Consider the following 23,133-nt stretch of genomic DNA (forward strand, 5'->3'; position numbering starts at 1 on the left):
TCCGCTCCGGGTCAGTCCTCGGGCTTCGTCTTGTCGACGAGTTCGGCTGCGGGCGCGTGCGGGCTCGTGCCGACCGCGTGCGCGGCCAGGGCAGCGGCACCCATGATGCCCGCGTTGTTCCGCAGCTCCGCGGGCACGATCGGGGTGCGCAGCCGCAGCAGCGGCAGGAAGTGCTTGTGGTTCTTGGACACCCCGCCGCCGACGATGAACAGCTCCGGCCACATCAGCTTCTCGAGCTGGCCGTAGTAGACCTGCAGCCGGGCGGCCCAGCGCTTCCAGTTGAGGTGGGCGCGCTCCTTGGCCGCGTACGACGCGCGGCGCTCGAAGTCGCGGCGACCCGCGACGTCCATGTGTCCGAGCTCCGCGTTCGGGATGAGGACGCCGTCGTGGATGAGGGCGCTGCCGATCCCCGTGCCGAGCGTCGTCATGATGACGAGGCCGCGCACGTCCTTGGCCGCGCCGTAGCGGGCTTCCGCGTATCCGGCGGCGTCGGCGTCGTTGACGAACGTGATCTCGAGACCCAGGCGCTCCTCGAACAGCTTCTCGGCCTCGAGGCCGATCCAGCTGGGGGAGACGTTGGCGGCCGACATGGTCGTCCCGTGGACGATGGCGGCCGGGAAGCACACGCCGAGGGGCGTGCCCGCGGGTACCTCGCCGAGCGCGTGGATGATCTGCTCCACGGTCGCGACGATGTCGTCCGGCTCGCCGCCCTGGGGCGTCGGCAGCTTGACGCGCTCGCTGCGCAGCTCGCCGGTCGCGACGTCCACGATGGCGCCCTTGATGCCGGTCCCGCCGATGTCGATGCCGATTGCGGTCGTCGCGTCGTCGCTCATGCAAGCGACCCTACCGGCTCGTCCGGCCCGGTCCGGCCGTCGCGCGCCCCGCGGACGGGCCTAGCATCGGCAGCATGAGCGACAGCGACGAGCAGTACTGGTACGACGACCGCACGGGCGAGGTGGAGAAGGGGATGCTGTCCCCGGCCGCCCACCGGATCGGCCCGTTCACCACGGCGGAGGAGGCGGCGAAGGCGCCCCAGCGGCTACGCGAGCGCGCGGAGCAGTGGGCCGCGGAGGACCGCGACGACGACTGATCCCGCGGATCAGTCGGAGTAGCTCTCCGCCTGCGCGGGGAAGGCGCCCGAGACGACGTCGTCCCGGTACCGGGTCGCGGCGTCGAGGAGAACCTCGCGCATGTCCGCGTAGCGCCGCACGAAGCGCGGCACGCGCCCGCCCGTGAGGCCGGCGAAGTCGGTCCACACGAGGATCTGCCCGTCCGTGCCGTTGCCGGCGCCGATGCCGATGGTGGGGATGCGCAGCTCCTCGCTGACGCGCCGCGCGATCCCCTGGGGCACCATCTCGAGCACCACGGCGAAGGCTCCCGCGTCCTGGACCGCGAGCGCGTCCGCGAGCAGTGCCTCGGCCGCGTCCCCGCGTCCCTGGATGAGGTGGCCGCCCAGGCCGTGCTCGCTCTGCGGCGTGAAGCCGATGTGGCCCATCACCGGGATCCCGGAGGAGACGACGCGGCGGATCTGCTCCGCGCTGCGCACCCCGCCCTCGAGCTTCACGGCGTGGGCGCGCGCCTCCTTCATGAACCGCACCGAGGTGGCGAGCGCCTGGTCGGCGCCGGACTCGTAGGACCCGAACGGGAGGTCCGCGACGACGAGCGCCCGCTGAACGGAGCCCGTGACGGCGCGCGCGAGCGGGATCAGCTCGTCGAGCGTCACCGGCACGGTCGTGTCGTAGCCGAGGACGGTGTTGCCGGCGGAGTCGCCGACGAGGAGGAAGTCGATGCCGGCCTCGTCGAAGATGCCGGCCGTGAGCATGTCGTAGCTCGTGAGGCCCGTGATCTTGAGGCCCTGCTCCTTGGCCCGCGCGAAGTGCCGGATGCGTACCCGCTTCGGCGGCCCGGCAGGCCCGGTCGGGAGTCGGGCGGGTTCGGACGGGGTGACGGCAGCGTCGGGGCTCTGCATGCCTCGGAGTCTACGGCGGGCCCCGCGCGCGCTCGGCCCGACCCCGGGTCAGCCGGTAGGTTGGACACCGACGAGAGGGTGGTGGATGGACAAGCAGCGTGACTTCGTCCTGCGGACGATCGAGGAGCGCGGGATCAAGTTCGTGCGCCTGTGGTTCACCGACGTGACCGGCACCCTGAAGTCGGTGGCGATCGCCCCGGCCGAGGTCGAGGGCGCGTTCGCGGAGGGCCTCGGGTTCGACGGCTCGGCCATCGAGGGCCTCACCCGCTCGTACGAGGCCGACATGCTGGCCCACCCGGATCCGACGACGTTCCAGATCCTCCCGTGGCGCGGCGAGATCGACCCCACCGCGCGCATGTTCTGCGACATCTCGACGCCCGACGGGCAGCCGGCGATAGCGGATCCCCGCAACGTCCTCAAGCGCACGCTGGAGAAGGCGGCCGACCGCGGCTTCACCTTCTACACGCACCCCGAGATCGAGTTCTACCTCCTCAAGTCGAGCGAGTTCGGTGTCGACGGCCCGGAGCCCGTGGACGCGGCCGGCTACTTCGACAACGTCCCCGGCGGCACGGCGCACGACTTCCGCCGCCGCTCGGTGCGCATGCTTGAGGACCTCGGCATCTCCGTCGAGTTCAGCCACCACGAGGCGGGCCCCGGCCAGAACGAGATCGACCTCCGCTACGCGGACGCGCTCACCACGGCCGACAACATCATGACGTTCCGCACGGTCATCAAGGAGGTGGCCATCGAGCAGGGCGTCTACGCGACGTTCATGCCGAAGCCGCTCGCGGCGCACCCCGGCAGCGGGATGCACACGCACATGTCGCTCTTCGAGGGCGACGTCAACGCGTTCTACGCGTCGGGCGCCGAGTACCAGCTCTCCACCATCGGCCGGCAGTTCATCGCGGGACTGCTCAAGCACGCTCCCGAGATCACGGCGGTGACGAACCAGTTCGTCAACTCCTACAAGCGGCTCTGGGGCGGCGGGGAGGCGCCGAGCTTCGTCACGTGGGGGCACAACAACCGGTCCGCGCTGGTGCGCGTCCCGCTCTACAAGCCCAACAAGGGCAACAGCTCGAGGGTCGAGTACCGCGCCATCGACTCGGCGGCGAACCCGTACCTCTCCTTCTCCCTCTTGCTGGCCGCGGGCCTCAAGGGCATCGAGGAGGGCTACGAGCTCCCGGCCGAGGCCGAGGACAACGTCTGGACGCTGAGCGACGCCGAGCGTCGCGCCCTCGGGTACGCGCCGCTGCCGTCGAGCCTCGACCACGCGGTGCAGATCATGGAGCGCTCCGAGCTCGTCGCCGAGACGCTCGGCGAGCAGGTGTTCAACTACGTGCTGCTCAACAAGCGGCAGGAGTGGCGCGACTACCGCGCCCAGGTGACGCCGTACGAGCTGCGCTCCAACCTCGAGATGCTCTGAGCCGGATCCCCGGCCGGCGCACCACGACCGACATCCGACGACGAGGCCGGAGCGAGCCATGAGACGTGGGCAGACGCTGCTCGGCGCGTTGGCGCGGGCGGGCTTCGCGCGGCTGAGCGAGGTCGGCGAGGCCCTCGAGGAGGCGGCCGCGCTGTCCGGGTGGACGGAGGCCGACCTCGTCGAGGCCCTGCACTCGAGCGCGGACCCGGACGGCGCCCTCGACGCGCTCGTCCGGCTGCTCCGCGCGGATCCCGAGCGCACGCGCGCCGTGCTCGCCGACCCCGACGCGCGTCACCGGCTGGCGCGGGTGCTCGGGTCCTCACGCGGTCTCGCCGAGTTCCTCGCACGCCACACCGTCGAGCTCGACGGCTTCGCCCGTCCGCTCGAGGGCGCGCCGGCACCGGCCGACGTCCGCACGCGACTGCTCGACGCCGTGCGCGCGGTCGACGGCGTGGCGCGGATCACCGGACCGGATGCACGGACGGCCCTGCGGGTCCGCTACCGCGCCCTCGTCGCGCGCGTCGCCGCGTGGGACCTCGTGCACCCGGATCCGCTCGCGGCCGTGCGACCCGTCACCGCCGCCCTCGCCGACCTGGCGGGCGCGGCCCTCGAGGCGTCGCTCGCCGTCGCCCGCGCGGAGCTGTCCGTCCCCGGGACCTTCGGTCGCGCGCGACCCGAGGAGATCGCCGCGACGCGCCTCGCCGTCATCGGCATGGGCAAGGCCGGCGCCCGCGAGCTCAACTACGTCAGCGACGTGGACGTCATCTTCGTCGCCGAAGCCGCGACCGACGCATCCGGCGAACCGGTCATCGAGCCGTCGCGGGCGGTCGAGCTCGCGACGCGCCTCGCCGTGCTGACCATGCGCGGCATCGACGAGCACGAGATCGAGCCGGCCCTCTGGGAGGTCGACGCCAACCTCCGGCCCGAGGGGAAGGCCGGCGCGCTCGTCCGCACGCTCGACTCCCACCTCGCGTACTACGAGCGGTGGGCGAAGGACTGGGAGTTCCAGGCCCTGCTCAAGGCCCGGCCGCTCGCGGGCGACGCCGAGCTGGGGCAGCGGTACGCCGACGCCGTCGCGCCGCTCGTCTGGTCGAGCGCCTCCCGCGAGGGCTTCGTCGGGCAGGTGCAGCGCATGCGCACGCGGGTCACCGACAACATCCCCGCCGAGCAGCGGCACCAGCAGATCAAGCTCGGGCCGGGCGGGATCCGCGACATCGAGTTCACGGTGCAGCTCCTCCAGCTGGTGCACGGGCAGGGCGACGAGGCGGTCCGGGACCGCAGCACGCTGGCCGCGCTCGTGGCCCTCGCCGACGCGGGGTACATCGGCCGCACGGAGGCCGGCGAGTTCGCGAAGGACTACCGGTACCTCCGGCTCCTCGAGCACCGGCTGCAGCTGGATCAGCTGCGGCGCACGCACCTGATGCCCACCGACGAGGAGCGCCTGCGCATCCTCGCCCGCAGCACGGGCCTGGACGGGCGCGCGGAGGAGCTCACCGCTCGCTGGAACGCCACCAAGACGGCCGTCCGGACGCTGCACGAGCGGCTCTTCTACCGACCGCTCCTGGCGGCGGTGGCGTCGCTCCCGGAGGAGTCGCTCGCGCTCACCAGCGACCAGGCGGCCGCGCGCCTCTCCGCCATCGGCTTCGTCGACGCGCGCGGGGCGCTCGCCCACATCCGCGCGCTCACGCAGGGGGTCTCGCGCAGCTCCGCCATCCAGCGCCACCTGCTCCCCGTGCTCCTGCAGTGGTTCGCCGACGGCCCGGACCCCGACCACGGCCTGCTCGCCTTCCGCCGGCTCAGCGAGGCGCTGGGGGAGTCGAACTGGTTCCTTCGGATGCTCCGGGACTCGGCCGGGGCCGCGCAGCGCCTCGCGCAGGTGCTCTCGGGATCCCGCTTCGTCTCGGAGCTGCTCGACCGCGTCCCGGAGACCGCCGCGTGGCTCGCCCGCGACGAGGACCTCCGGCCCCGGACCTGGGCGGCCCTCGAGGAGGAGGCCGTCGCCACCGTGAACCGGCACCCCACGGCCGACGCGGCAGCGGCCGCGCTGCGCACCCTCCGTCGCCGGGAGGTCCTGCGCCTCGCCATCGGCGCGATCGTGGGGGTCACGCACGTCGAGACGCTGGGGCCGTCCCTGGCCGACATCACCACGGCGACCCTCCGCGGGGTGATGCGCGCCATCCGCCGCGAGGACGGCCCCTGGCCGGAGTTCGCCGTGGTCGCCATGGGCCGATACGGCGGGGCCGAGCTCGGCTTCGGCTCCGACGCGGACGTCATGTACGTGTTCCGCCCCATCGCGGGCATGGATCCCGAGCTCGCCCAACGGCGCGCCCAGGTCATCGTCTCCGAGCTCACGCGCCTGACGGAGGACTCGCGCCTCCCGCTGGACCTCGACACGGGACTGCGGCCGGAAGGGCGGAACGGGCCCGTCGCGCGGTCGTTCGCCTCCTACCGCGCGTACTACGAGCGCTGGTCCCTCACGTGGGAGGCGCAGGCGCTGCTCCGCGCACGGGGCGTCGTCGGCGACAGCGGGCTCATCGCGGACTTCACGGGGCTGGCCGACCGCATCCGCTACCCGGACGCCATCGGCGACGCGGAGGTGCGCGAGATCAAGCGCATCAAGGCGCGCGTGGAGAACGAGCGCCTCCCGCAGGGCGCGGATCCCACCCGCCATCTGAAGCTCGGGCGCGGGTCGCTCAGCGACGTGGAATGGCTGGTCCAGCTGATCCAGCTGCAGCACGCGCACGCGCACCCCGCCCTGCGGACGCCGACCACGCTCGGCGCGCTCGACGCCGCCATGGGGTCGGGTCTCGTGGACGAAGGCGACGCCGCCCGCCTCCGGGACGCCTGGCTCCTCGCGTCCCGTGTCCGCTCCGCCATGACGCTCTGGACCAACCGCACGGCCGATGTCCTGCCGGCCGACCGTGCCGCGCTCGACGCCATCGCGCGGCTCCTCGAGTACCCGCCGGGGTCGGCGTCCGTGCTCGAGGAGGAGTACCTCGGCGTGACCCGCCGCGCCCGCGCGGTCTTCGAGCGCCTCTTCTACGGGCTCGACGACCAGCCGGATCCGCGCGGCGCCTGACGCTGGTGCATCCGGCAGCGCCGACGGCGACGGGCCGCCCTCCCGGAGGAGGACGGCCCGTGCACCACGCACCCGCTGCGGGTGCCCGTGGGGTCAGACGCCGTAGTACAGCTCGAACTCGAACGGGTGCGGGCGCTGCGCGAGGGGCTTGATCTCCATCTCGCGCTTGTACTCGATCCACGTCTCGATCAGATCCGGCGTGAACACGTTGCCCGCGGTGAGGAACTCGTGGTCGGCCTCGAGCGCCTCGAGGGCGGCGCCGAGCGACGCGGGGACCTGCGGGATGCCCTTCGCCTCCTCGGGCGGGAGCTCGTAGAGGTCCTTGTCGACCGGCTCGTGCGGCTCGATGCGGTTCTTGATGCCGTCGATGCCGGCCATGAGCTGCGCCGCGAACGCGAGGTACGGGTTGCTCGACGCATCCGGCGCGCGGAACTCGATGCGCTTCGCCTTCGGGTTCGTGCCCGTGATCGGGATGCGGATCGAGGCCGAGCGGTTGCCGGCGGAGTACACCAGGTTGACGGGCGCCTCGAAGCCGGGCACGAGGCGGTGGTACGAGTTCACCGTCGGGTTCGTGAACGCGAGGATGGCGGGGGCGTGCTTGAGGATGCCGCCGATGTACCACCGCGCGATGTCCGACAGGCCGCCGTAGCCGGCCTCGTCGTAGAACAGAGGCTTGCCGTCGTTCCAGAGCGACTGGTGGGTGTGCATGCCCGAGCCGTTGTCGCCGAAGAGGGGCTTCGGCATGAACGTGGCCGTCTTGCCCCACTGCTCGGCCGTGTTCTTCACGATGTACTTGAACTTCAGGATGTCGTCCGCCGCGTGCACCATCGTGTCGAAGCGGTAGTTGATCTCCGCCTGGCCGCCCGTGCCCACCTCGTGGTGCGCGCGCTCGAGGATGAGGCCGGCGTCGATCAGCTTGAGGCTGATGTCATCACGCAGATCCGCCTGCTTGTCGACCGGGCTGACGGGGAAGTAGCCGCCCTTGTACGGCGTCTTGTTGCCGAGGTTGCCGCCCTCCTCCTCGCGTCCCGAGTTCCAGGCGCCCTCCTCGGAGTCGACCGAGTAGAAGCTCGTGTGCTGGTTCACCTCGTAGCGGACGTCGTCGAAGATGTAGAACTCGGCCTCGGGGGCGAAGAACGCGGTGTCGGCGATGCCGGACGCGGCGAGGAACTTCTCGGCCTTCTTGGCCACCTGGCGCGGGTCGCGGGCGTAGATCTCGCCGTTGCGGGGGTTGTAGATGTCGAACACCATGATGAGGGTGCGCTCGATGCGGAACGGGTCGATGTACGCCGTCGTCACATCGGGGATCAGCTGCATGTCCGACTCGTGGATGCTCGCGAAGCCGCGGATGGACGAGCCGTCGAACAGCTGGCCGACGGAGAAGAACTCCTCGTCGACGGTGGATGCGGGGATGTTGAAGTGCTGCTGCACCCCGGGCAGGTCGGTGAACCGGATATCGAGGAACTTGACGTCGGTGTCCTTGATGAACGCGAGCACCTCGGATGAGTCTCTGAACATGTGGTGTCTCCAAAAGGGGGCCGGAGCGGATGAGACTGACGGTTTCAGCCTCTCCGACCCTAGGGGGAAGGGGTTACCTCGCCATAACCGTCGTGTTTCGGCGATGTTACGCAAGCTGTCCCGGGCGCGTCGGCGAGTGCTCCCAGGGCCCGCCGACCAGGGGATCCACGGCCCCCGCGCCTAGGATCGGCAGGTGCCCGCGACTCCCACGAACCCCGACCTCGGCGATCCCGGCCGCAACCGCTGGCCGGGGGAGCGCCTCGGGCTCCCGGATCGCGGGCGGGGCTCCGTCGCCCGTGCCGGTCGGCGCATCGTGGGGATCTGCATCGACTGGGCGATCGCCGTGCTGGTCTCCTGGGCCTTCTTCGCCTACGACCCGACGGCCACGCTCGTGATCTTCGCCGTGATGCAGTACGTCCTCATCATCACCCTCGGCGGCAGCGTGGGGCACGTCGTGCTCGGCATGCGCGTCCGGCCGCTGACGGGAGGCTACGTCTCGCTGTGGCGACCGGCGGTCCGCACCGTGCTGCTGTGCCTGGTGGTCCCCGCGGTCGTGTGGAACGCCGACCAGCGTGGTCTCCACGACGTGTTCTCGGGGACGGTGCTCGTCCGCACGTCCTGACCGCGGCGCCGCCCGTCGGCGAGGGGTCAGCTGGGCTCGCAGCCGAGGTACACGAGCTCCGGGTCGACCCCGCCCAGCACCACGCGGGCGGGTGATCCCGCGCGGACGGCGCCGAGCTCCCGGCTCTCGGTCTCCCGCCCGTCGTCCGACCTCCCGGTCGTCACCTCGAAGCGCACGAGCGCCGCGCTGCAGTCCTCCGGCGCGGTCATGTCGAGGAGCGTGCACGACGTCGTGTCCACGCATTCGCTCGCACGCGAGGCGGGATCCAGCACCGGCTCGACGATGGCGCCCTGCGTCAGGTCGGCGCCGATGGTCGTGAACTGCGCGCGGGTCGAATCCTGGAAGGAGACGAGCACGACGAGGACGCCCGCGAGTGCGCATACCGCGGCGATGGAGGGACCGAGGCCGCGGCGCGCGAGCTCACGACGCGAACGGCCGTACGGGTGACGTCGCTCCGTGGCCGGCGTGCTCGCGGGCGACGTGCGAGCCGCCCCCGGAGACGCCGTGGCGTGGGCGCGAGGGGCGGGATCGGGCGGCACCGCACCCGTCCGAGCTGCGCGGAGGAGCGCGTCCCTCGCGAGGGTCAGCTGCACGAAGCGCTCGTGCGCGGCCTTCAGCTGCTGCGGCGTCGCGCCGGGGAGGCGGTCGGGATGCGTCTCCCGCGCCTGCCGGAGATAGGCGCGGCTGATGGCCGGGCGGTCGGCGTCCACGTCGACGCCGAGCAGCGCCGCAGCGGAGGCCGGATCCATGGGCTCAGTCTGCGCCGGGCACGGTGCGCGCGCAAACGTGGCGCGAGCGCGGGATCAGCGTGCCCGGGACGGGCGGACCTTGAACGGGTCGACGCCCTTGGGGATGGGCATGCTGTTCTGCCCGAGGGAGGTGAGGCGGTTGTTCACGGCCAGGACCTCCGCCTTCGTGATGGTGCGGGGGAACCGCTGCAGGCGACCGGCCAGCTTGTGGAGCCCGACGGAGTCGGCGTCGGGTCCGACGAAGACGAAGTGGACGGGCACGTTCGGGAGGACGCGGGCGATCTTCCGACGCTCGTCCTCGAGCATGCGGGTGGTGCGGCTCTTCGGGCCCTCACCGATGAGGGCGACACCGGGGCGACCGACGGCGCGGTAGACGGCGTCCTGCGACTTGCCGTTCACGGCGACCGGCATCTCGCTGCCGACCCATCCGCGCTTCAGCGAGCTGCGGAGGACGACGCCCACGGCTCCCGGCTGCCCCTTGATCTGCAGGTAGGCCGCGCGCTCCGCCTTGCGTCCGAGGACGATGAGGAAGGCGAGGATGCCCGCGAACACGCCGGCGACGACGAACAGGATGGCGGTCAGCCAGCTCCCGCCGGTCGCGAAGACCGCGAGCAGGACGCCGACGACGATCGGGCCCAGCAGCGCCAGGAGCATCCACCAGACCGAGCTCTTGTCGTAGCGCCGGGTCATCTGGAAGACCTGCCACATCTGCTTGATGCGGCCGGGTTCCTTGGGTGCCTTCTTCGAGGCTGTCTTGCGGGCCATGGTGCCCAGGATACCGGTGCGCGGGGGCCCGCCTGAACGGCCGAGGGCCGGTGCCCCGTCCCATCCCCCCACAGGGCCGCGATGCCGACGGGATGCTCAGCGGCCGCCCTCGCGCCCACCCGCCCTCCCGCCGACCGGCACACTCGCGGCGACGGACGGCCCGCCCAGACGGAGGCGCGGACCGAGCCGGCGCGACGAGAGGACGTGGGGCGATGGCGGACGGACGCGCTCGAGCGCACGACGGACGGGTCACGGGTCGGGACCGGGGCGACGGGCCGTTCGGCGCGGCGGCTGACGGGGTTCGATCGGCCGGCACGAGGGGACGGGTGCCGCAGAGGCGGAGGCACGGGCCGGGCACGGACCCCGACGCGGTGTCCGCCTCCGGGACCGTCGTCGCGGGCTATCGCCTGGTGCGGCTCGTCGGGAGGGGCAGCCGCTGCGAGGTGCACCTCGGCCGCCCCTGCCGCGCGTCGGATCAGGGGAGCGGTCCGGCGGCGAACGTCGCGGTGAAGATCGTGCCGGCGACCGAGCGCAGCCGCGGGGAGGCGGAGATCGTCGCTCTCCAGGCGGTGTCCTCCGACCACGTCGTCGCGCTGCGGGACGTCGCGACCCTCGCCGACGGCAGCCTCTGCATCGTGCAGTCGCTGGGCCAACGCGGCACGGCGTCGGCCCTGCTCAGCAGACGCGGCAGCATCACGCCCGGCGAGACCGTGACCCTGGTCGCCTCCGTCCTCCGAGGGCTGGGCGACCTCCACGACGCGGGCATCGCGCACGGCTCGGTCGACCTGACCCACGTGGTCCTCGACGCCATCGGGCGTCCGCTGCTGAGCGGGCTCGGCTCCTCCCGCGTCATCGCCGGAGGGGCGGGAGCGGACGGCCGCCAGGGTGCCGACCCCGTCGAAGAGGACCTGGGGCGGGTGTCTCGGATCGTCCGGGCGCTGCGCGACCCGGCGGACGCACGCGGACGCGCGTCCGAGGACCGATGGGAGGGATGGCTGGCGGTCCTCGACGCCACGATCCACGGGGAGACCGACCTCACCGCGCATGATCTCGCCGACCGCCTGCTCGACGTCGCGGACGCGGCCCCGTTGGCCGACGCCGGACCATCCTCGCGCTCCTCCGACGACCATCGCATCCTGCCGCCCGGTGCGACGCTCGAGGCTGTCGGCCCGGGCCCCCTCGGGGGCAGCGTCGGGCGGACAGGCGACCCCGGACGCGGGGGTCGGCCATCCGCGGGCAGGCGCCGCGGCGGTCATCGTCGGCATCGTGCGGCGGGTGACCGGCGCGCGGACCGGGCGCGATCCCGGGGGAGGGCGGTGCGGGCGCGTGTCACGGGTGAGCTGGCGACGGTGCGCCCCGGCATCTGGGTGCTCGGAGCCTCCGCGCTCCTGCTCCTGCTCGCGGGCGCCGTCGCGGTACCCGCTCTCACGAGCCCCGCTCGCGGCGCGACGGCAGGGCTGACGAGCGCGCCGACCCCTTCGGCGTCCGCGTCCGCCAGCGGAGACGCCGCACCGTCGGCTGAGTCGGATCCCGACGTCGCGGCGACGGCCTCGCCGGATCCGGATGCCGCCGCCCCCACGCTCCTCCGGCTCCGCGCCTCCTGCCTCCGTCGTGGCGACGTCGGCTGCCTGGCCGAGGTGGACGAGACCGGCTCCCCGGTCGAGGACGCCGATCGCAGCGCCATCGCATCCGGGGCATCGGCCGCCCTGGACGACCCCGCGCTCCACGTCGCGGATGCCCTCGGCCCGGCTCAGCGGCTCGGCGACAGCGCCCTCATCAGCCTGCGTCCCGAGAACGCGCCCGGACCGGAGACGTCGGCGCCCGGACGCCGACCGGCCTCCCTCCTGATGGTCAGGGGAGAGGCCGGGTGGCGGATCAGGGACCTGATGGACGACCGTTGAGGGTCGCCGTGGGGTCGGGGGAGTGGCTAGATGCCCAGGTCGGCGTCGAACGCACCGGCCTCGAGGCGGTTCTTCACGGCCACCAGGAAGCGCGAGGCGTCGGCCCCGTCGACGATCCGGTGGTCGTAGGAGAGCGCCAGGTACACGGTGGAGCGGATGGCGATCGTGTCCTGCCCGTCCGCCGTGATGACCACCGGACGCTTGGTGACGATGCCGGTGCCGAGGATCGCGGACTGCGGCAGGAAGACCACGGGCGTGTCGAACAGCGCACCGCGCGAACCGGTGTTGGTCAGCGTGAAGGTGCCCCCGGCCAGCTCGTCCGGCGACAGCTTGTTGTCGCGCGTGCGTGCGGCGAGGTCGGCGATCTCCGTCGCGAACTGCGCCAGGTTCTTGCCCTCGGCGTTCTTGACGACAGGAGTGAGCAGTCCACGCTCCGTGTCGACCGCGATGCTGATGTTCTCGTGGTCGGGGTAGACGATGCTGTCACCGTCGACCGTCGCGTTGACGACGGGGTACGCCTTGAGCGCTTCGGCGGCAGCGAGCGCGAAGAAGGGGAGGAACGACAGCTTGACGCCGGTCTTCTCGACGAAGTCGCCCTTCACGCGGTCACGAAAGCCGGCCACCTTCGTGACGTCGACCTCCACCACCGAGGTGAGCTGCGCCGTGGACTGCATCGACACGACCGCGCGGTCGGCGATGAGCTTGCGCATGCGCGACATCTTCGCGGTGGTGCCGCGGAGGGGAGACGTCTCGAGGGGCGCGACCACGGGAGCGGCCGGAGCGGCTGCCGCCGGGGCGCTCTTCGAGGCGGCGGCCTCCGCTGCGGCGAGCACGTCCTCCTTGCGGATGCGGCCTCCGACGCCGGTGCCGACGACCGAGCTGATGTCGACGCCGCGCTCGTTCGCGAGCTTACGGACGAGCGGCGTCACGTAGCCGGCGTTGCCGGACGCGGCGGGGGCCGGAGCCGCAGCTGCTGCCGGGGCGGCTGCCGCGGGGGCGGGGGCTGCGGGAGCGGGGGCCGGGGTCGCCTGGGGCGCAGGGGCGGGCTCCTCGGTGGCGGGCGCGGGCGCGGGCTCGGGCTCGACGGGCGCGGGGGCCTCGGCCTCGTCATCCGCCTCGGTGGAGGGGATGACGGTGTCCTCGACGGCGTCCTCGGTCGCGGGAGCCGGCTCCTCGGCCTCCGCCGCGGCGGGCTCCGCGGCGGGCGCGTCGCCGCCACCGGACCCGTCGCCGATACGCACCAGCTCGGCGCCGACCTCGACGGTCTCGTCCTCCTGGACGAGGATCTCCTCGATGACGCCGGCGACCGGCGAGGGGATCTCGGTGTCGACCTTGTCGGTCGACACCTCGAGCAGGGGCTCGTCGACCTCGACGTGGTCGCCGACGTTCTTGAGCCAACGGGTCACCGTGCCCTCGGTGACGCTCTCGCCGAGTGCGGGGAGGTTGACGGATTCGCTCATGGGGTTGTCTCCTTCAGGCCCGACTCCGGACCCGGCTTGTGTGTCGGTGGTGGCAGGGTGCTACAGGGCGTGCAGAGGCGTTCCGGCGAGAGCCAGGTGGGCCTCGCCGAGCGCCTCGTTCTGAGTGGGGTGGGCGTGCACCAAGCCGGCGACGTCCTCGGGGTAGGCCTCCCAGTTCACGATGAGCTGGCCCTCGCCGATGAGCTCGCCGACCCGGGCGCCGATCATGTGGATGCCGACGACGGGCCCGTCCTGCACGCGGACCACCTTGATGGATCCAGCCGTGCCCAGGATGGAGCTCTTGCCGTTGCCGCCGAGGTTGTACTCGTAGCTGGAGACCTTGTCGGCGCCGAACTTCTCGACGGCCTTGGCCTCGCTGTAGCCGACGCTCGCGACCTCGGGGTCGGAGTAGGTGACCTTGGGGATGTTGATGTCCTCGACGACCACGGGCTTGTTGCCCGCGATCTCCTCGGCGACGAAGATCCCCTGCTGGAAGCCGCGGTGGGCGAGCTGCAGGCCGGGGACGATGTCGCCGACGGCGTAGACGCCGGGGACGCTGGTCTGGAGGCGCTCGTCCGTCAGCACGAATCCGCGGTCCGTCTTGACGCCCGCCTCCTCGAATCCGAGGCCCTGGGTCGCCGGACCGCGGCCCACGGCGACGAGCAGGAGGTCGGCGTCGTAGGTGGTGCCGTCCTCGAGGGCGACCTGGACGCCCTGGTCGTCCTGCGTGACCGACTTGAAGCGAACGCCGAGCGAGAACGCGATGCCGCGCTTGCGGAACGCCCGCTCGAACTGCTTGCTGATGGACTCCTCCTCGTTCGGGACGAGGTGGGGCAGGGCCTCGATGATCTGCACGTCGACGCCGAAGGAGCGCCAGACGGAGGCGAACTCGACGCCGATGACGCCGCCGCCGAGGATCGCGACCTTCTTCGGGATGTAGTCGAGCTCGAGGGCCTGCTCGCTCGTGATGACGCGGCCGCCGATCTCGAGGCCCGGCAGCGTGCGGGAGTAGGAGCCGGTCGCGAGGACGACGCTCTTCCCGGTGATGGTCTGGTCGCCGACCTGCACGGTGGTGCCGGACGTCAGGCGGCCCTCGCCCTCGATGACGGTGATGCCCCGGGCCTTGATGAGACCCTGCAGGCCCTTGTACTTGCTGGCGACGATCGCCTCGCGGTACGCGTTCACGCGGGCGATGTCGACGCCGTCGAACGAGACGTTGACGCCGTACTTCTCCGACTCCCGCGACACGTCGGCCACCTCGGCCGAGTGCAGGAGGGCCTTGGTGGGGATGCAGCCGCGGTGGAGGCACGTGCCGCCCAGCTTGCCCTTCTCCACGAGGCCCACGGTCTTGCCCAGCTGCACCGCACGGAGCGCTGCCGCGTAGCCGCCACTCCCGCCGCCGAGCACCACCACGTCAAAGTTCTGTTCCGACACCCAGGATCTCCCTCGTATGCATCAAGGTCGTCTCATGCGACCGCCCGACCGGGCAGGCGCGGGACCCCCTCAGGAGGCCTCTCCGAGCCTACTACGCGCGTGAAAACCCGGCGGCCAGGGCCAGGAGCGTGCGCACCGCCACACCCGTCGGGCCCTTCCCCGTGAAGCCGTGGCCGCCGCCCTTGTTGTGCGACGGACCCGCGATGTCGATGTGCGCCCACGCGATCCGGGGAGCGTCCTCGGCGTCGCCGGTCCGGCCGACGAACTCCTTCAGGAACACGCCCGCGACGAGCATGCCGCCCGCCGGGTTGCCGGGCTTGACGTTGGCGATGTCCGCGATGTCGGAGTTGAGGAGCGCGCGCATCTCCTCGGGGAGCGGCATGCCCCACATGCTCTCGCCCTGCTCGCGCGCCGCGTCCAGCAGGCGGGCGACGAGGGCGTCCTCGCCCATGACCGCGGAGTACCGCTCGCCGAGTGCCACGACCTGCGCGCCCGTCAGCGTCGCGATGTCGACGATGGCGTCCGGGTGCTCCTCGCTGGCGGCGACGATGCCGTCGGCCATCACGAGTCGGCCCTCGGCATCCGTGTTGAGGACCTCGACGGTCGTGCCCCCGCGCATGCGCAGCACGTCGTCCGGGCGGATGGCGGAGCCGGAGGGCATGTTCTCGGCGATGCAGAGCCACGCGGTGAGGCGCACCGGCAGCTCGAGCCGCGCGGCGGCGACGAGGACCTCGAGGATCGTGGCGGCGCCGGTCATGTCGTACTTCATGCCGATCATCGGCACGGCGGGCTTCAGCGAGATGCCGCCGGTGTCGTAGGTGATGCCCTTGCCCACGAGCGCGAGGTGGCGCGTCGCGCCGGCGGGGGAGTAGGCGACCTTCACGAGGCGGGGCGGGCGCGTCGAGCCCTGGCCGACGCCGAGGATCCCGCCGAAGCCGTCGGCCGCGAGCGCGTCCTCGTCCCAGACGCGGACGTCCACGGGCAGCCCGCTCGTGCGCTCCCGCACGGCGTCGACGAACGTCGCGGGGTAGAGGTCGAGGGGCGGGGTGTTGACCAGGTCCTTGGTGCCCGCCACCGCGCCCGCGACCGCGAGCGCGCGCGCCACGGCCTCGTCGGCGTCCTCGGCGGTCCAGGAGTCGCCCTCGGCGATGACGGTGACGGCCGAGGCCCGCGGCTTCTGGCCCGCGAGCGAGTCCTTGCGGTAGGAGTCGAAGGAGTAGACGCCGAGGGCCGCGCCCTCGAGCACGGCGGTGAGCTCGACGAGCGAGGTGACGGGGACCGCGACGGCCACGCGCTCGACGCCGCGGAGCTGGCGGGTGGCGCTGCCGACGGCGTAGCGGAGCGCCACGGCGTCGAGCGGGCCCGAGCCCACTCCCACCAGCGCGATCGTGCGGGCGGCCGTCCCCGTCCCGGCGACGCGGACGACCTCGTCGCGGCCGCCGGTGACGCCGACGGCGGACAGGCCGTCCACGTCGAGCTCGAGGCCCTCGGGCGCGTGCACCCGGATCCCCTCCCTCTCGCTGGAGACGGCGACGACGAGCGCGTCGGCCTCCACGTCGACGGCGCGGTCGGAGGACACGGAGAGCTGGGGGAGGGTCATGGGCGACGAGCCTACCGACGGGCGCGGAGGCGTCGGCGCGGAGCGCGAGGCGTCGTGGATCGGCGGATGGGGGCCGCCCGGGGCTCGTCGACCGTGTTCGCTCTCGGCGGCACGCACGCCGCCCCCTCCGGGAGGGGCCGTCGGAGGCGCGGCCTAGAGTGGATCCATGGCTGACGCGGACGGACTGTACGAGATCGACACCGACATCGGCGAGGTCCCGACCGGCCTGCCCCTGGTCGCCGTGCTCACCGGGTTCTCCGACGCGGGATCCGGCGTGTCCCAGGTCAGCGAGTACCTCCTGAGCACCCTGAGCCACCGCGACGTGCTGCGCTTCGACACCGACACGCTCCTCGACTACCGCGCGCGCCGCCCCACCATCCACTTCGACCAGGACCACCTCGCCGACTACCGCCCGGCGCGGCTGGCGCTCTACCTGGCGCACGACGAGATCGGGCAGCCGTTCCTCCTGCTCACCGGGTTCGAGCCCGACTTCCGCTGGGAGGCGTTCACCGCCGCCGTCCTCGGGATCGTCGACCACTACCGGGTCTCGACGACCACGTGGGTGCACGCCATCCCCATGCCCGTGCCGCACACGCGCGACATCAACGTCACGGTGAGCGGGAACCGCACCGAGCTCATCGACGCGCTCAGCGTGTGGAAGCCGAACACGCAGGTGCCGGCGAACGCGCTGCACCTGGTCGAGCACCGCCTGCACGATGTCGGGCACCCCGTCGCGGGATTCGTGCTCCTCGTCCCGCACTACCTCGCCGACACGGAGTTCCCCCTCGCCGCGGTCGCCGCGCTCGAGAGCATCAGCGCCGCCACCGGTCTCATCTTCCCGACCGACCGGCTCCGCGAGGAGGGCCGCGACTTCGTCGGCCGCATCGACGAGCAGGTCGCGGGCAACCAGGAGCTGGCCCGCCTCGTGACGACGCTCGAGGAGCGCTACGACAGCTACATGGAGGACACGCCCCTCAAGTCCCCGCTCACGGACGAGGACGGCGCCCTGCCGACGGCCGACGAGATCGCGGCGGAGTTGGAGAAGTTCCTCGCCCGCCGCCGCCCCGGCGACGGCGACGCGGTGTGACGCCCTCGAGCTGATCGGCCAGGTACACCCGGACGCGCCGGGTGACGCGCGTTGGGTCGGTATCCTCGTGCCGATGAGCACCCGCCGCGCCCGCATCGTCCTCGGCGTCGCCATGGTCGCGTACCTCTCGTCCGTACTCCAGCGCGGGTCCCTCGGCATCGCCTCCGTCGAGGCGGGAGAACGGTTCCACGCCTCGGCGTCGTTGCTCTCGACGCTCGCGGTGACGCAGCTCGTCGTGTACGCGGCCCTGCAGATCCCGGTCGGCGTCCTCATCGACCGGATCGGCCCGCGCGCCCTGCTCGCGACCGGTGCGCTCCTCATGGTGGCCGGGCAGGTCACCCTGGCGCTCTCCACGACGCTCGAGGTCGCGATCCTGGGTCGCATGCTCGTGGGCGCCGGCGATGCGATGACGTTCGTGTCCGGACTGCGGCTCATCAACTCCTGGTTCTCCGGCCCGCGCGTGCCGGTGCTGTCGCAGTGGTTCGCCAACGTCGGCCAGCTCGGGCAGGTGCTGTCGGCCATCCCGCTCTCGCTCGTGTTGCACACGGCGGGGTGGACGCCGGCGTTCCTGGGTTCGGCCTCCGTCGCGGTCGTCGCCCTCGTCGCCGTCGTCGTCGCCGTGCGCGATCGACCCACGGGGGATGCGCCGCCTCCCCGCGTGCCCTGGGGCGACTCCATGCGGGAGCTCGGACGGAGCGTGCGCCGGCCGGGGACGCAGCTCGGCTTCTGGTCCCACTTCGTCACGCAGTCCTCGGGAGTGGTCTTCAGCCTCCTCTGGGGCTTCCCGTTCCTCGTCGACGGCCTGGGGTACAGCCCCGCGCTCGCGTCCGGTCTCCTGATCGTGATCGTGGCGTCGGGCATGGTCGTGGGGCCCGTGATCGGGATCCTCACCGGGCGCTTCCCGTTCCGCCGCTCCAACCTCGTGCTCGGCGTCGTCGCGATGATGGGCGCGGCCTGGGCGGTCCTGCTCCTCTGGCCAGGCGTGCCGCCGCTGGCCGTCGTGATCCTGGTGGTCGTCGCCATCGGCATCGGCGGCCCCGGCTCGCAGGTGGGTCTGGACTTCGCGCGCACGTTCAACCCTCCCCGGAGCCTCGGCGCGGCGTCCGGCATCGTGAACGTCGCGGGGTTCACCGCGAGCTTCACCATGATGCTGCTCATCGGGATCGCCCTCGACGTGCAGGACGGGATCCGCGTCGCCGGCGGTGCGCCCAGCGACCTCTACGCGTTCGACTCGTTCCGCGTGGCATTCGCCGTGCAGTACCTCGTGGTGGGCTTCGGGGCGCTGATGCTGGTGCGGACCCGCCGACGGACACGGCGCCTGCTCGCCGACGAGGGAATACGCGTGGGGCCCCTCTGGGTTGCCTACCTCGACAGGCGACGCCGACGCCGGGCGTGACGCCGGCCCGTACTGGGCGCATTGGCTCGCCCCCGCGCCCATCCGTGCAATAATCAGGTACGGACCCGTTCATGTCCTGCATCTCACGCCACCTCGGTGGCGGCATCACCTCGGTGGTGTTCGAGCAGCGGACTTGACATGGGTCCTAGCAATGTCCGAAAACAACCCCGACCCACCTCCGGCAGGTCACCCCGCAGCGTCACCGCGGAGCGCACGACCGGTCGTCGTGGGGACGAAAGGTGTTCGCATGGCCACCCCCTCCACCCCGTCCGCCACCCTGGACGCGGCCGCCGCGACCGGCACGGCCGACGACGCCGCGACGGGTGAGGCGAAGGCACCCGCGAAGCGCGCGCCCGCCAAGAAGGCCGCAGCGCCGAAGACCACCGGGACCGCCAAGGCCCCGACGAAGGCCGCCGCCGCCAAGGCCGCCGCCGCCGCCGACGACGACGCCGTGGCCGAGGACGCGCCCGCCGCTCCCGCCAAGGCGCCCACCGCCCGGGCCAAGGCCGCCGCCGCCAAGAAGGCCGCCGCGGCGTCGGGTGACGCCGCGCCCGCCAAGGCGCCGCGCAAGACCGCCGCGAAGAAGACCGCCGCCGCCGACTCCGGCGAGCCGTCCGACGACGACGCCGAGGAGGTCGTGGTCCCGGTCGCCGAGGAGGACACCGACGACGAGGTCGTCGAGGACGGCGCGGCCAAGGCACCCGTCGTGCTCGAGCCGCTCCCCACCGGGGCCATGGTGCTGTCGAACAAGGAGGAGGACGAGGACGTCCCCGTCTACTCGACGACCATCACCGGCGCCACGGCGGACCCCGTCAAGGACTACCTCAAGCAGATCGGCAAGGTCGCGCTGCTCAACGCCGCTGAGGAGGTCGAGCTCGCCATGCGCATCGAGGCGGGCCTGTTCGCCGAGGACAAGCTGGCGAACACCCCCGGCATCTCCCGCGAGCTCGAGCGCGAGCTGCGCTGGGTCGCGCGCGACGGCCAGCGCGCCAAGAGCCACCTGCTCGGCGCGAACCTCCGCCTCGTGGTCAGCCTGGCGAAGCGCTACACGGGTCGAGGGATGCAGTTCCTCGACCTCATCCAGGAGGGCAACCTCGGCCTCATCCGCGCGGTCGAGAAGTTCGACTACACCAAGGGCTTCAAGTTCTCCACGTACGCCACGTGGTGGATCCGCCAGGCCCTCACGCGCGCCATGGCCGACCAGGCCCGCACTATCCGCATCCCGGTGCACATGGTCGAGGTCATCAACAAGCTGGCCCGCGTGCAGCGCCAGATGCTCCAGGACCTGGGCCGCGAGCCCACGCCCGAGGAGCTCTCGCGCGAGCTCGACATGACGCCCGAGAAGGTCATCGAGGTCCAGAAGTACGGCCGCGAGCCCATCTCGCTGCACACCCCCCTCGGCGAGGACGGCGACAGCGAGTTCGGCGACCTCATCGAGGACACCGAGGCGGTCGTCCCGGCCGACGCGGTGGGCTTCACCATGCTGCAGAAGCAGCTGGAGTCGCTCCTCGACTCGCTGTCCGAGCGTGAGGCCGGCGTGATCCGCATGCGCTTCGGCCTCGGAGACGGCATGCCGAAGACGCTCGACCAGATCGGCGACACGTTCGGCGTCACGCGCGAGCGGATCCGCCAGATCGAGTCGAAGACCATGGCCAAGCTCCGCCACCCGTCGCGTTCGCAGTCGCTGCGCGACTACCTCGAGTAGGCCGTGCCCCTGCGCCTCGCCGTCGCCGCGGGACGGGCCGCCCGCTGGGCCGCCCGTCTCCGCGGCGGCGGCTCCGCCGTGCCCGGCGTCGTCGCCCTCCGCATCGACCCCCGCTTCCTCGAGCGCACGATCGCCGACCTGCCGCACGGCGTGGTCGCGGTCACCGGCTCAAACGGCAAGTCGACCACCACCCACATGCTCACCGCCGTCCTCCGTGCGCACGGCTTCCGCGTATTCACGAACCCGTCGGGCGGCAACCTGCCACAGGGCATCGCGTCCGCGGTGCTCGCGGACGCCGACGCGTCGGGTCGGCTGGACGCCGACGTCGCCGTGCTGGAGATCGACGAGGCCTACGGCGTCGCGCTCTCCGCGCTGCTGACGCCGCGCACGGTCCTGCTGCTCAACATCCAGATCGACCAGCTCAACCGGTTCCACGAGCCGGACCGCGTGGTCGGCATGTTGGAGCGGATCGCCGACACGGCGACCGAGGCCGTCGTCGCCAACCGGGACGACGCGCACGTCAACGCCATCGCCGCGCACACCGCGCGTGCAGGTCGCGCCGCCGTGGACTGGTTCGGCGTGTCCGAGGAGCTCCTCGGCGACAGCAAGCACGGACTGGCGTCCGCCCCCCGGTTCGGCTCCGAGGACCCCGACACGGTGCACGTGGCCGCGGGCGTCGAGGCCGTGGCGCTCTCCGGCCGTGACGCCGTGTTCCGCCTGGCGTCCGGGGACCTCCCCGTGACGCTCCCGTCGCGCGGCCTGCACTACGCCGTCGACGCCGCGGGTGCGCTGGCGACCGCGCGCCGGGTGCTCGGCGACCGCTTCGACCCGGCGCGTGCCGCGACGGGTCTCGGCTCCGTCGCCGCCGTCTACGGGCGCGGCGAGATGCTGCGCGCGGGCGACGAGGACATCGAGATCATCATGATGAAGAACCCGGCCAGCCTGCAGATGAACCTCGACGCGCTGGGCGATCCGCCCGAGCAGGTGCTGCTCGCCGTCGACGACGGCACGCCCGACCCCTCGTGGATCTACGACACCGACCTCTCCGCGCTCACGCACGCCGACGTCGTCTCCGGCACGAAGGGCTACCAGCTGGCCGTGCGCTTCGGATACGAGGGCCTCGAGGTCGGCCGGGTCGAGCCCGACCTGCGTCGAGCCGTGCAGGCGTTCCTCGCCCTGGAGAAGCCGTCCCGCGGCGTCAAGACCATGATCGTGAACTACGAGCAGATGATGGCGATCCGTCGCATCCTCGGCTACACGGATCTCGAGGGAGGACCCGCGTGAGCGACGCGCTGCGCATCCTGCACCTCTACCCCGAGGAGCTCGGCATCAACGGCGACCGCGGCAACGTGACCGTGCTGGTCGAGCGCGCGCGCATCCGCGGGATCCGCACGGAGGTCGTCCGGCACGCGCCGGGCGGCGGCGACCCGAGTGACGCCGACCTGGTCGTGGTGGGATCCGGGCCGCTCACGGCGCAGCGCGCCGTCCTGCCCGACCTCGTCGCGCACGCCCCGCGCCTCGTCGCGCTCCGCGAGGCCGGCGTGCCGATCCTCGCGGTGGGCGGCGGCCTGCAGCTGCTCGGGGAGTCCGTGCGCCTGGTCGACGGCGGCGAGCTCGTGGGCGCCGGCGTCCTGCCGGTCCGCACCATCCTGACGGCCGAGCGACGCGTCGGCGACCTGGTGCTCGACACGCCGGAGGGGGAGGTCGTCGGCTACGAGAACCACGGGTCGACCCTCGACATCGGCGAGCACGCGCCCCTCGGGACGGTACGGGCCGGCTTCGGCAACGGCGGCCAGGGCGGGGGCGAGGGCGTGCGCGTCGGCGCCTCCATCGGCACCCACCTCGGCGGCCCCGTGCTCGCGCTCAATCCGCAGCTCGCGGACGAGCTGCTGGCGTCGTCGCTCGCACGGCACGGCCGAGAGCTGCCCGCGGACATCTCGGGCACGCTGGAGCGGCTCGACGGCTGGGCGCGCGAGGCGCGCGCGACCGTGATGGCCCGACCCGCGCACTACTGACACGGCGCGGGCGGTCGTCGACGGCCCCGGACGTGACGAAGGGCGCATCCCCACAGGGGATGCGCCCTTCGGCGTGCACCGGCGATGCCGGCGCGGGTCGTCCTAGGCGCGCTCGTCGAGCAGGCGGCTCGACTCGTCGTGCCAGCTCGTGGCGATGGCCGACAGCTTCTCCTGGTACTTCTTGCCGTGGTGGGCGCAGAAGAGGAGCTCGCTGCTGTTCACCTCGACGCGGATGTAGGCCTGGGCGCCGCAGCTGTCGCAGCGGTCGTTGGCGGTGAGCTGGTGGTTGTCGAGCTCGTCCACGGGACGCTCGGTCGCGGTCGGTGTCATGTGATGCTCCCCTCCGGGTCGGATCTGGGTCGAGCCGAATGGATCAAGTAGACCACGTGCTCCCGGCACTCGACCCGACC

The 23,133-nt window shown here is 72.4% G+C and carries 19 protein-coding genes; 10 read left to right on the plus strand and 9 right to left on the minus strand.

All coding sequences use genetic code 11. The features are described 5' to 3' along the window. Positions 1–11 precede the first annotated feature (11 nt). On the minus strand, positions 12–833 hold the full coding sequence (gene ppgK / locus CMN_RS07940; RefSeq protein WP_015490309.1) for a polyphosphate--glucose phosphotransferase: 822 nt from the start codon (positions 831–833) through the stop codon (positions 12–14). A 74-nt stretch (positions 834–907) separates the two neighbouring features. Here ppgK and CMN_RS07945 point away from each other — a divergent pair, with 74 nt between their 5' ends. After that, positions 908–1,090, plus strand: coding sequence for a hypothetical protein (locus tag CMN_RS07945; RefSeq protein WP_015490310.1), 183 nt, complete (start codon positions 908–910; stop codon positions 1,088–1,090). Positions 1,091–1,099: 9 nt separating this feature from the next. On the opposite strand, the gene panB is transcribed toward CMN_RS07945, so the two are convergent. After that, positions 1,100–1,969 (minus strand): 3-methyl-2-oxobutanoate hydroxymethyltransferase, encoded by an 870-nt coding sequence (gene panB / locus CMN_RS07950; protein WP_015490311.1) that lies wholly within the window; start codon positions 1,967–1,969, stop codon positions 1,100–1,102. An 85-nt stretch (positions 1,970–2,054) separates the two neighbouring features. Here panB and CMN_RS07955 point away from each other — a divergent pair, with 85 nt between their 5' ends. Together CMN_RS07955 and CMN_RS07960 are read left to right on the plus strand one after the other, a co-directional pair. Further along, on the plus strand, positions 2,055–3,392 hold the full coding sequence (locus CMN_RS07955; protein ID WP_015490312.1) for a glutamine synthetase family protein: 1,338 nt from the start codon (positions 2,055–2,057) through the stop codon (positions 3,390–3,392). A gap of 58 nt (positions 3,393–3,450) precedes the next feature. Next, positions 3,451–6,471 carry a bifunctional [glutamine synthetase] adenylyltransferase/[glutamine synthetase]-adenylyl-L-tyrosine phosphorylase gene (locus CMN_RS07960; protein ID WP_015490313.1) on the plus strand — a complete coding sequence of 1,007 codons (3,021 nt, stop codon included), beginning with the start codon at positions 3,451–3,453 and terminating at the stop codon, positions 6,469–6,471. Between the two features lie 93 nt (positions 6,472–6,564). On the opposite strand, the gene glnA is transcribed toward CMN_RS07960, so the two are convergent. Next, positions 6,565–7,989 (minus strand): type I glutamate--ammonia ligase, encoded by a 1,425-nt coding sequence (gene glnA, locus CMN_RS07965; RefSeq protein WP_015490314.1) that lies wholly within the window; start codon positions 7,987–7,989, stop codon positions 6,565–6,567. 193 nt (positions 7,990–8,182) lie between these two features. On the opposite strand from glnA, the gene CMN_RS07970 reads away from it, so the two are divergent. Beyond that, positions 8,183–8,611 (plus strand): RDD family protein, encoded by a 429-nt coding sequence (locus CMN_RS07970; RefSeq protein ID WP_015490315.1) that lies wholly within the window; start codon positions 8,183–8,185, stop codon positions 8,609–8,611. 26 nt (positions 8,612–8,637) lie between these two features. On the opposite strand, the gene CMN_RS07975 is transcribed toward CMN_RS07970, so the two are convergent. Together CMN_RS07975 and CMN_RS07980 are read right to left on the minus strand one after the other, a co-directional pair. Next, positions 8,638–9,360, minus strand: a complete 723-nt coding sequence (locus tag CMN_RS07975) for a J domain-containing protein (protein WP_015490316.1) — start codon at positions 9,358–9,360, stop codon at positions 8,638–8,640. 54 nt (positions 9,361–9,414) lie between these two features. Beyond that, a complete protein-coding gene (locus CMN_RS07980; RefSeq protein ID WP_015490317.1) occupies positions 9,415–10,125 on the minus strand; it encodes a DUF4191 domain-containing protein in 711 nt (236 codons plus the stop codon). Positions 10,126–10,496: 371 nt separating this feature from the next. Between CMN_RS07980 and CMN_RS07985 the strand changes: the two genes are divergently transcribed. Next, the gene (locus CMN_RS07985; protein WP_227077665.1) at positions 10,497–12,026 is read left to right on the plus strand and encodes a protein kinase domain-containing protein; all 1,530 of its coding nucleotides are present in this window, start codon (positions 10,497–10,499) and stop codon (positions 12,024–12,026) included. A gap of 26 nt (positions 12,027–12,052) precedes the next feature. On the opposite strand, the gene sucB is transcribed toward CMN_RS07985, so the two are convergent. The 3 genes from sucB to CMN_RS08000 all read right to left on the minus strand — a co-directional run bounded on the left by sucB (position 12,053) and on the right by CMN_RS08000 (position 16,520). Further along, positions 12,053–13,486 carry a 2-oxoglutarate dehydrogenase, E2 component, dihydrolipoamide succinyltransferase gene (gene sucB / locus CMN_RS07990; RefSeq protein ID WP_015490319.1) on the minus strand — a complete coding sequence of 478 codons (1,434 nt, stop codon included), beginning with the start codon at positions 13,484–13,486 and terminating at the stop codon, positions 12,053–12,055. 60 nt (positions 13,487–13,546) lie between these two features. Further along, entirely contained in the window at positions 13,547–14,920 is a 1,374-nt protein-coding gene (gene lpdA, locus CMN_RS07995) for a dihydrolipoyl dehydrogenase (protein ID WP_015490320.1), read from the minus strand. 91 nt (positions 14,921–15,011) lie between these two features. Beyond that, entirely contained in the window at positions 15,012–16,520 is a 1,509-nt protein-coding gene (locus CMN_RS08000; protein ID WP_015490321.1) for a leucyl aminopeptidase, read from the minus strand. A 166-nt stretch (positions 16,521–16,686) separates the two neighbouring features. Between CMN_RS08000 and CMN_RS08005 the strand changes: the two genes are divergently transcribed. From CMN_RS08005 to CMN_RS08025, 5 genes are all read left to right on the plus strand, one after another. Beyond that, positions 16,687–17,607 (plus strand): proteasome assembly chaperone family protein, encoded by a 921-nt coding sequence (locus CMN_RS08005; protein ID WP_015490322.1) that lies wholly within the window; start codon positions 16,687–16,689, stop codon positions 17,605–17,607. Positions 17,608–17,680: 73 nt separating this feature from the next. After that, positions 17,681–19,003: an MFS transporter gene (locus CMN_RS08010; protein ID WP_015490323.1), complete on the plus strand. Its 1,323-nt coding sequence runs from the start codon at positions 17,681–17,683 to the stop codon at positions 19,001–19,003. A gap of 247 nt (positions 19,004–19,250) precedes the next feature. Next, entirely contained in the window at positions 19,251–20,708 is a 1,458-nt protein-coding gene (locus CMN_RS08015; protein WP_015490324.1) for an RNA polymerase sigma factor, read from the plus strand. A 3-nt stretch (positions 20,709–20,711) separates the two neighbouring features. After that, entirely contained in the window at positions 20,712–21,992 is a 1,281-nt protein-coding gene (locus CMN_RS08020; protein ID WP_015490325.1) for a Mur ligase family protein, read from the plus strand. Beyond that, entirely contained in the window at positions 21,989–22,723 is a 735-nt protein-coding gene (locus CMN_RS08025; RefSeq protein WP_015490326.1) for a type 1 glutamine amidotransferase, read from the plus strand. Before CMN_RS08020 ends, CMN_RS08025 begins: the two co-directional genes overlap by 4 nt. 102 nt (positions 22,724–22,825) lie before the next feature. Here the strand turns inward: CMN_RS08025 and CMN_RS08030 are convergent, their stop codons facing one another. Further along, positions 22,826–23,053 (minus strand): DUF7455 domain-containing protein, encoded by a 228-nt coding sequence (locus CMN_RS08030; RefSeq protein ID WP_012038337.1) that lies wholly within the window; start codon positions 23,051–23,053, stop codon positions 22,826–22,828. Positions 23,054–23,133 lie beyond the last annotated feature (80 nt).

Source organism: Clavibacter nebraskensis NCPPB 2581, assembly GCF_000355695.1.
In the GTDB taxonomy this organism is placed as follows: Bacteria; Actinomycetota; Actinomycetes; order Actinomycetales; family Microbacteriaceae; genus Clavibacter; species Clavibacter nebraskensis.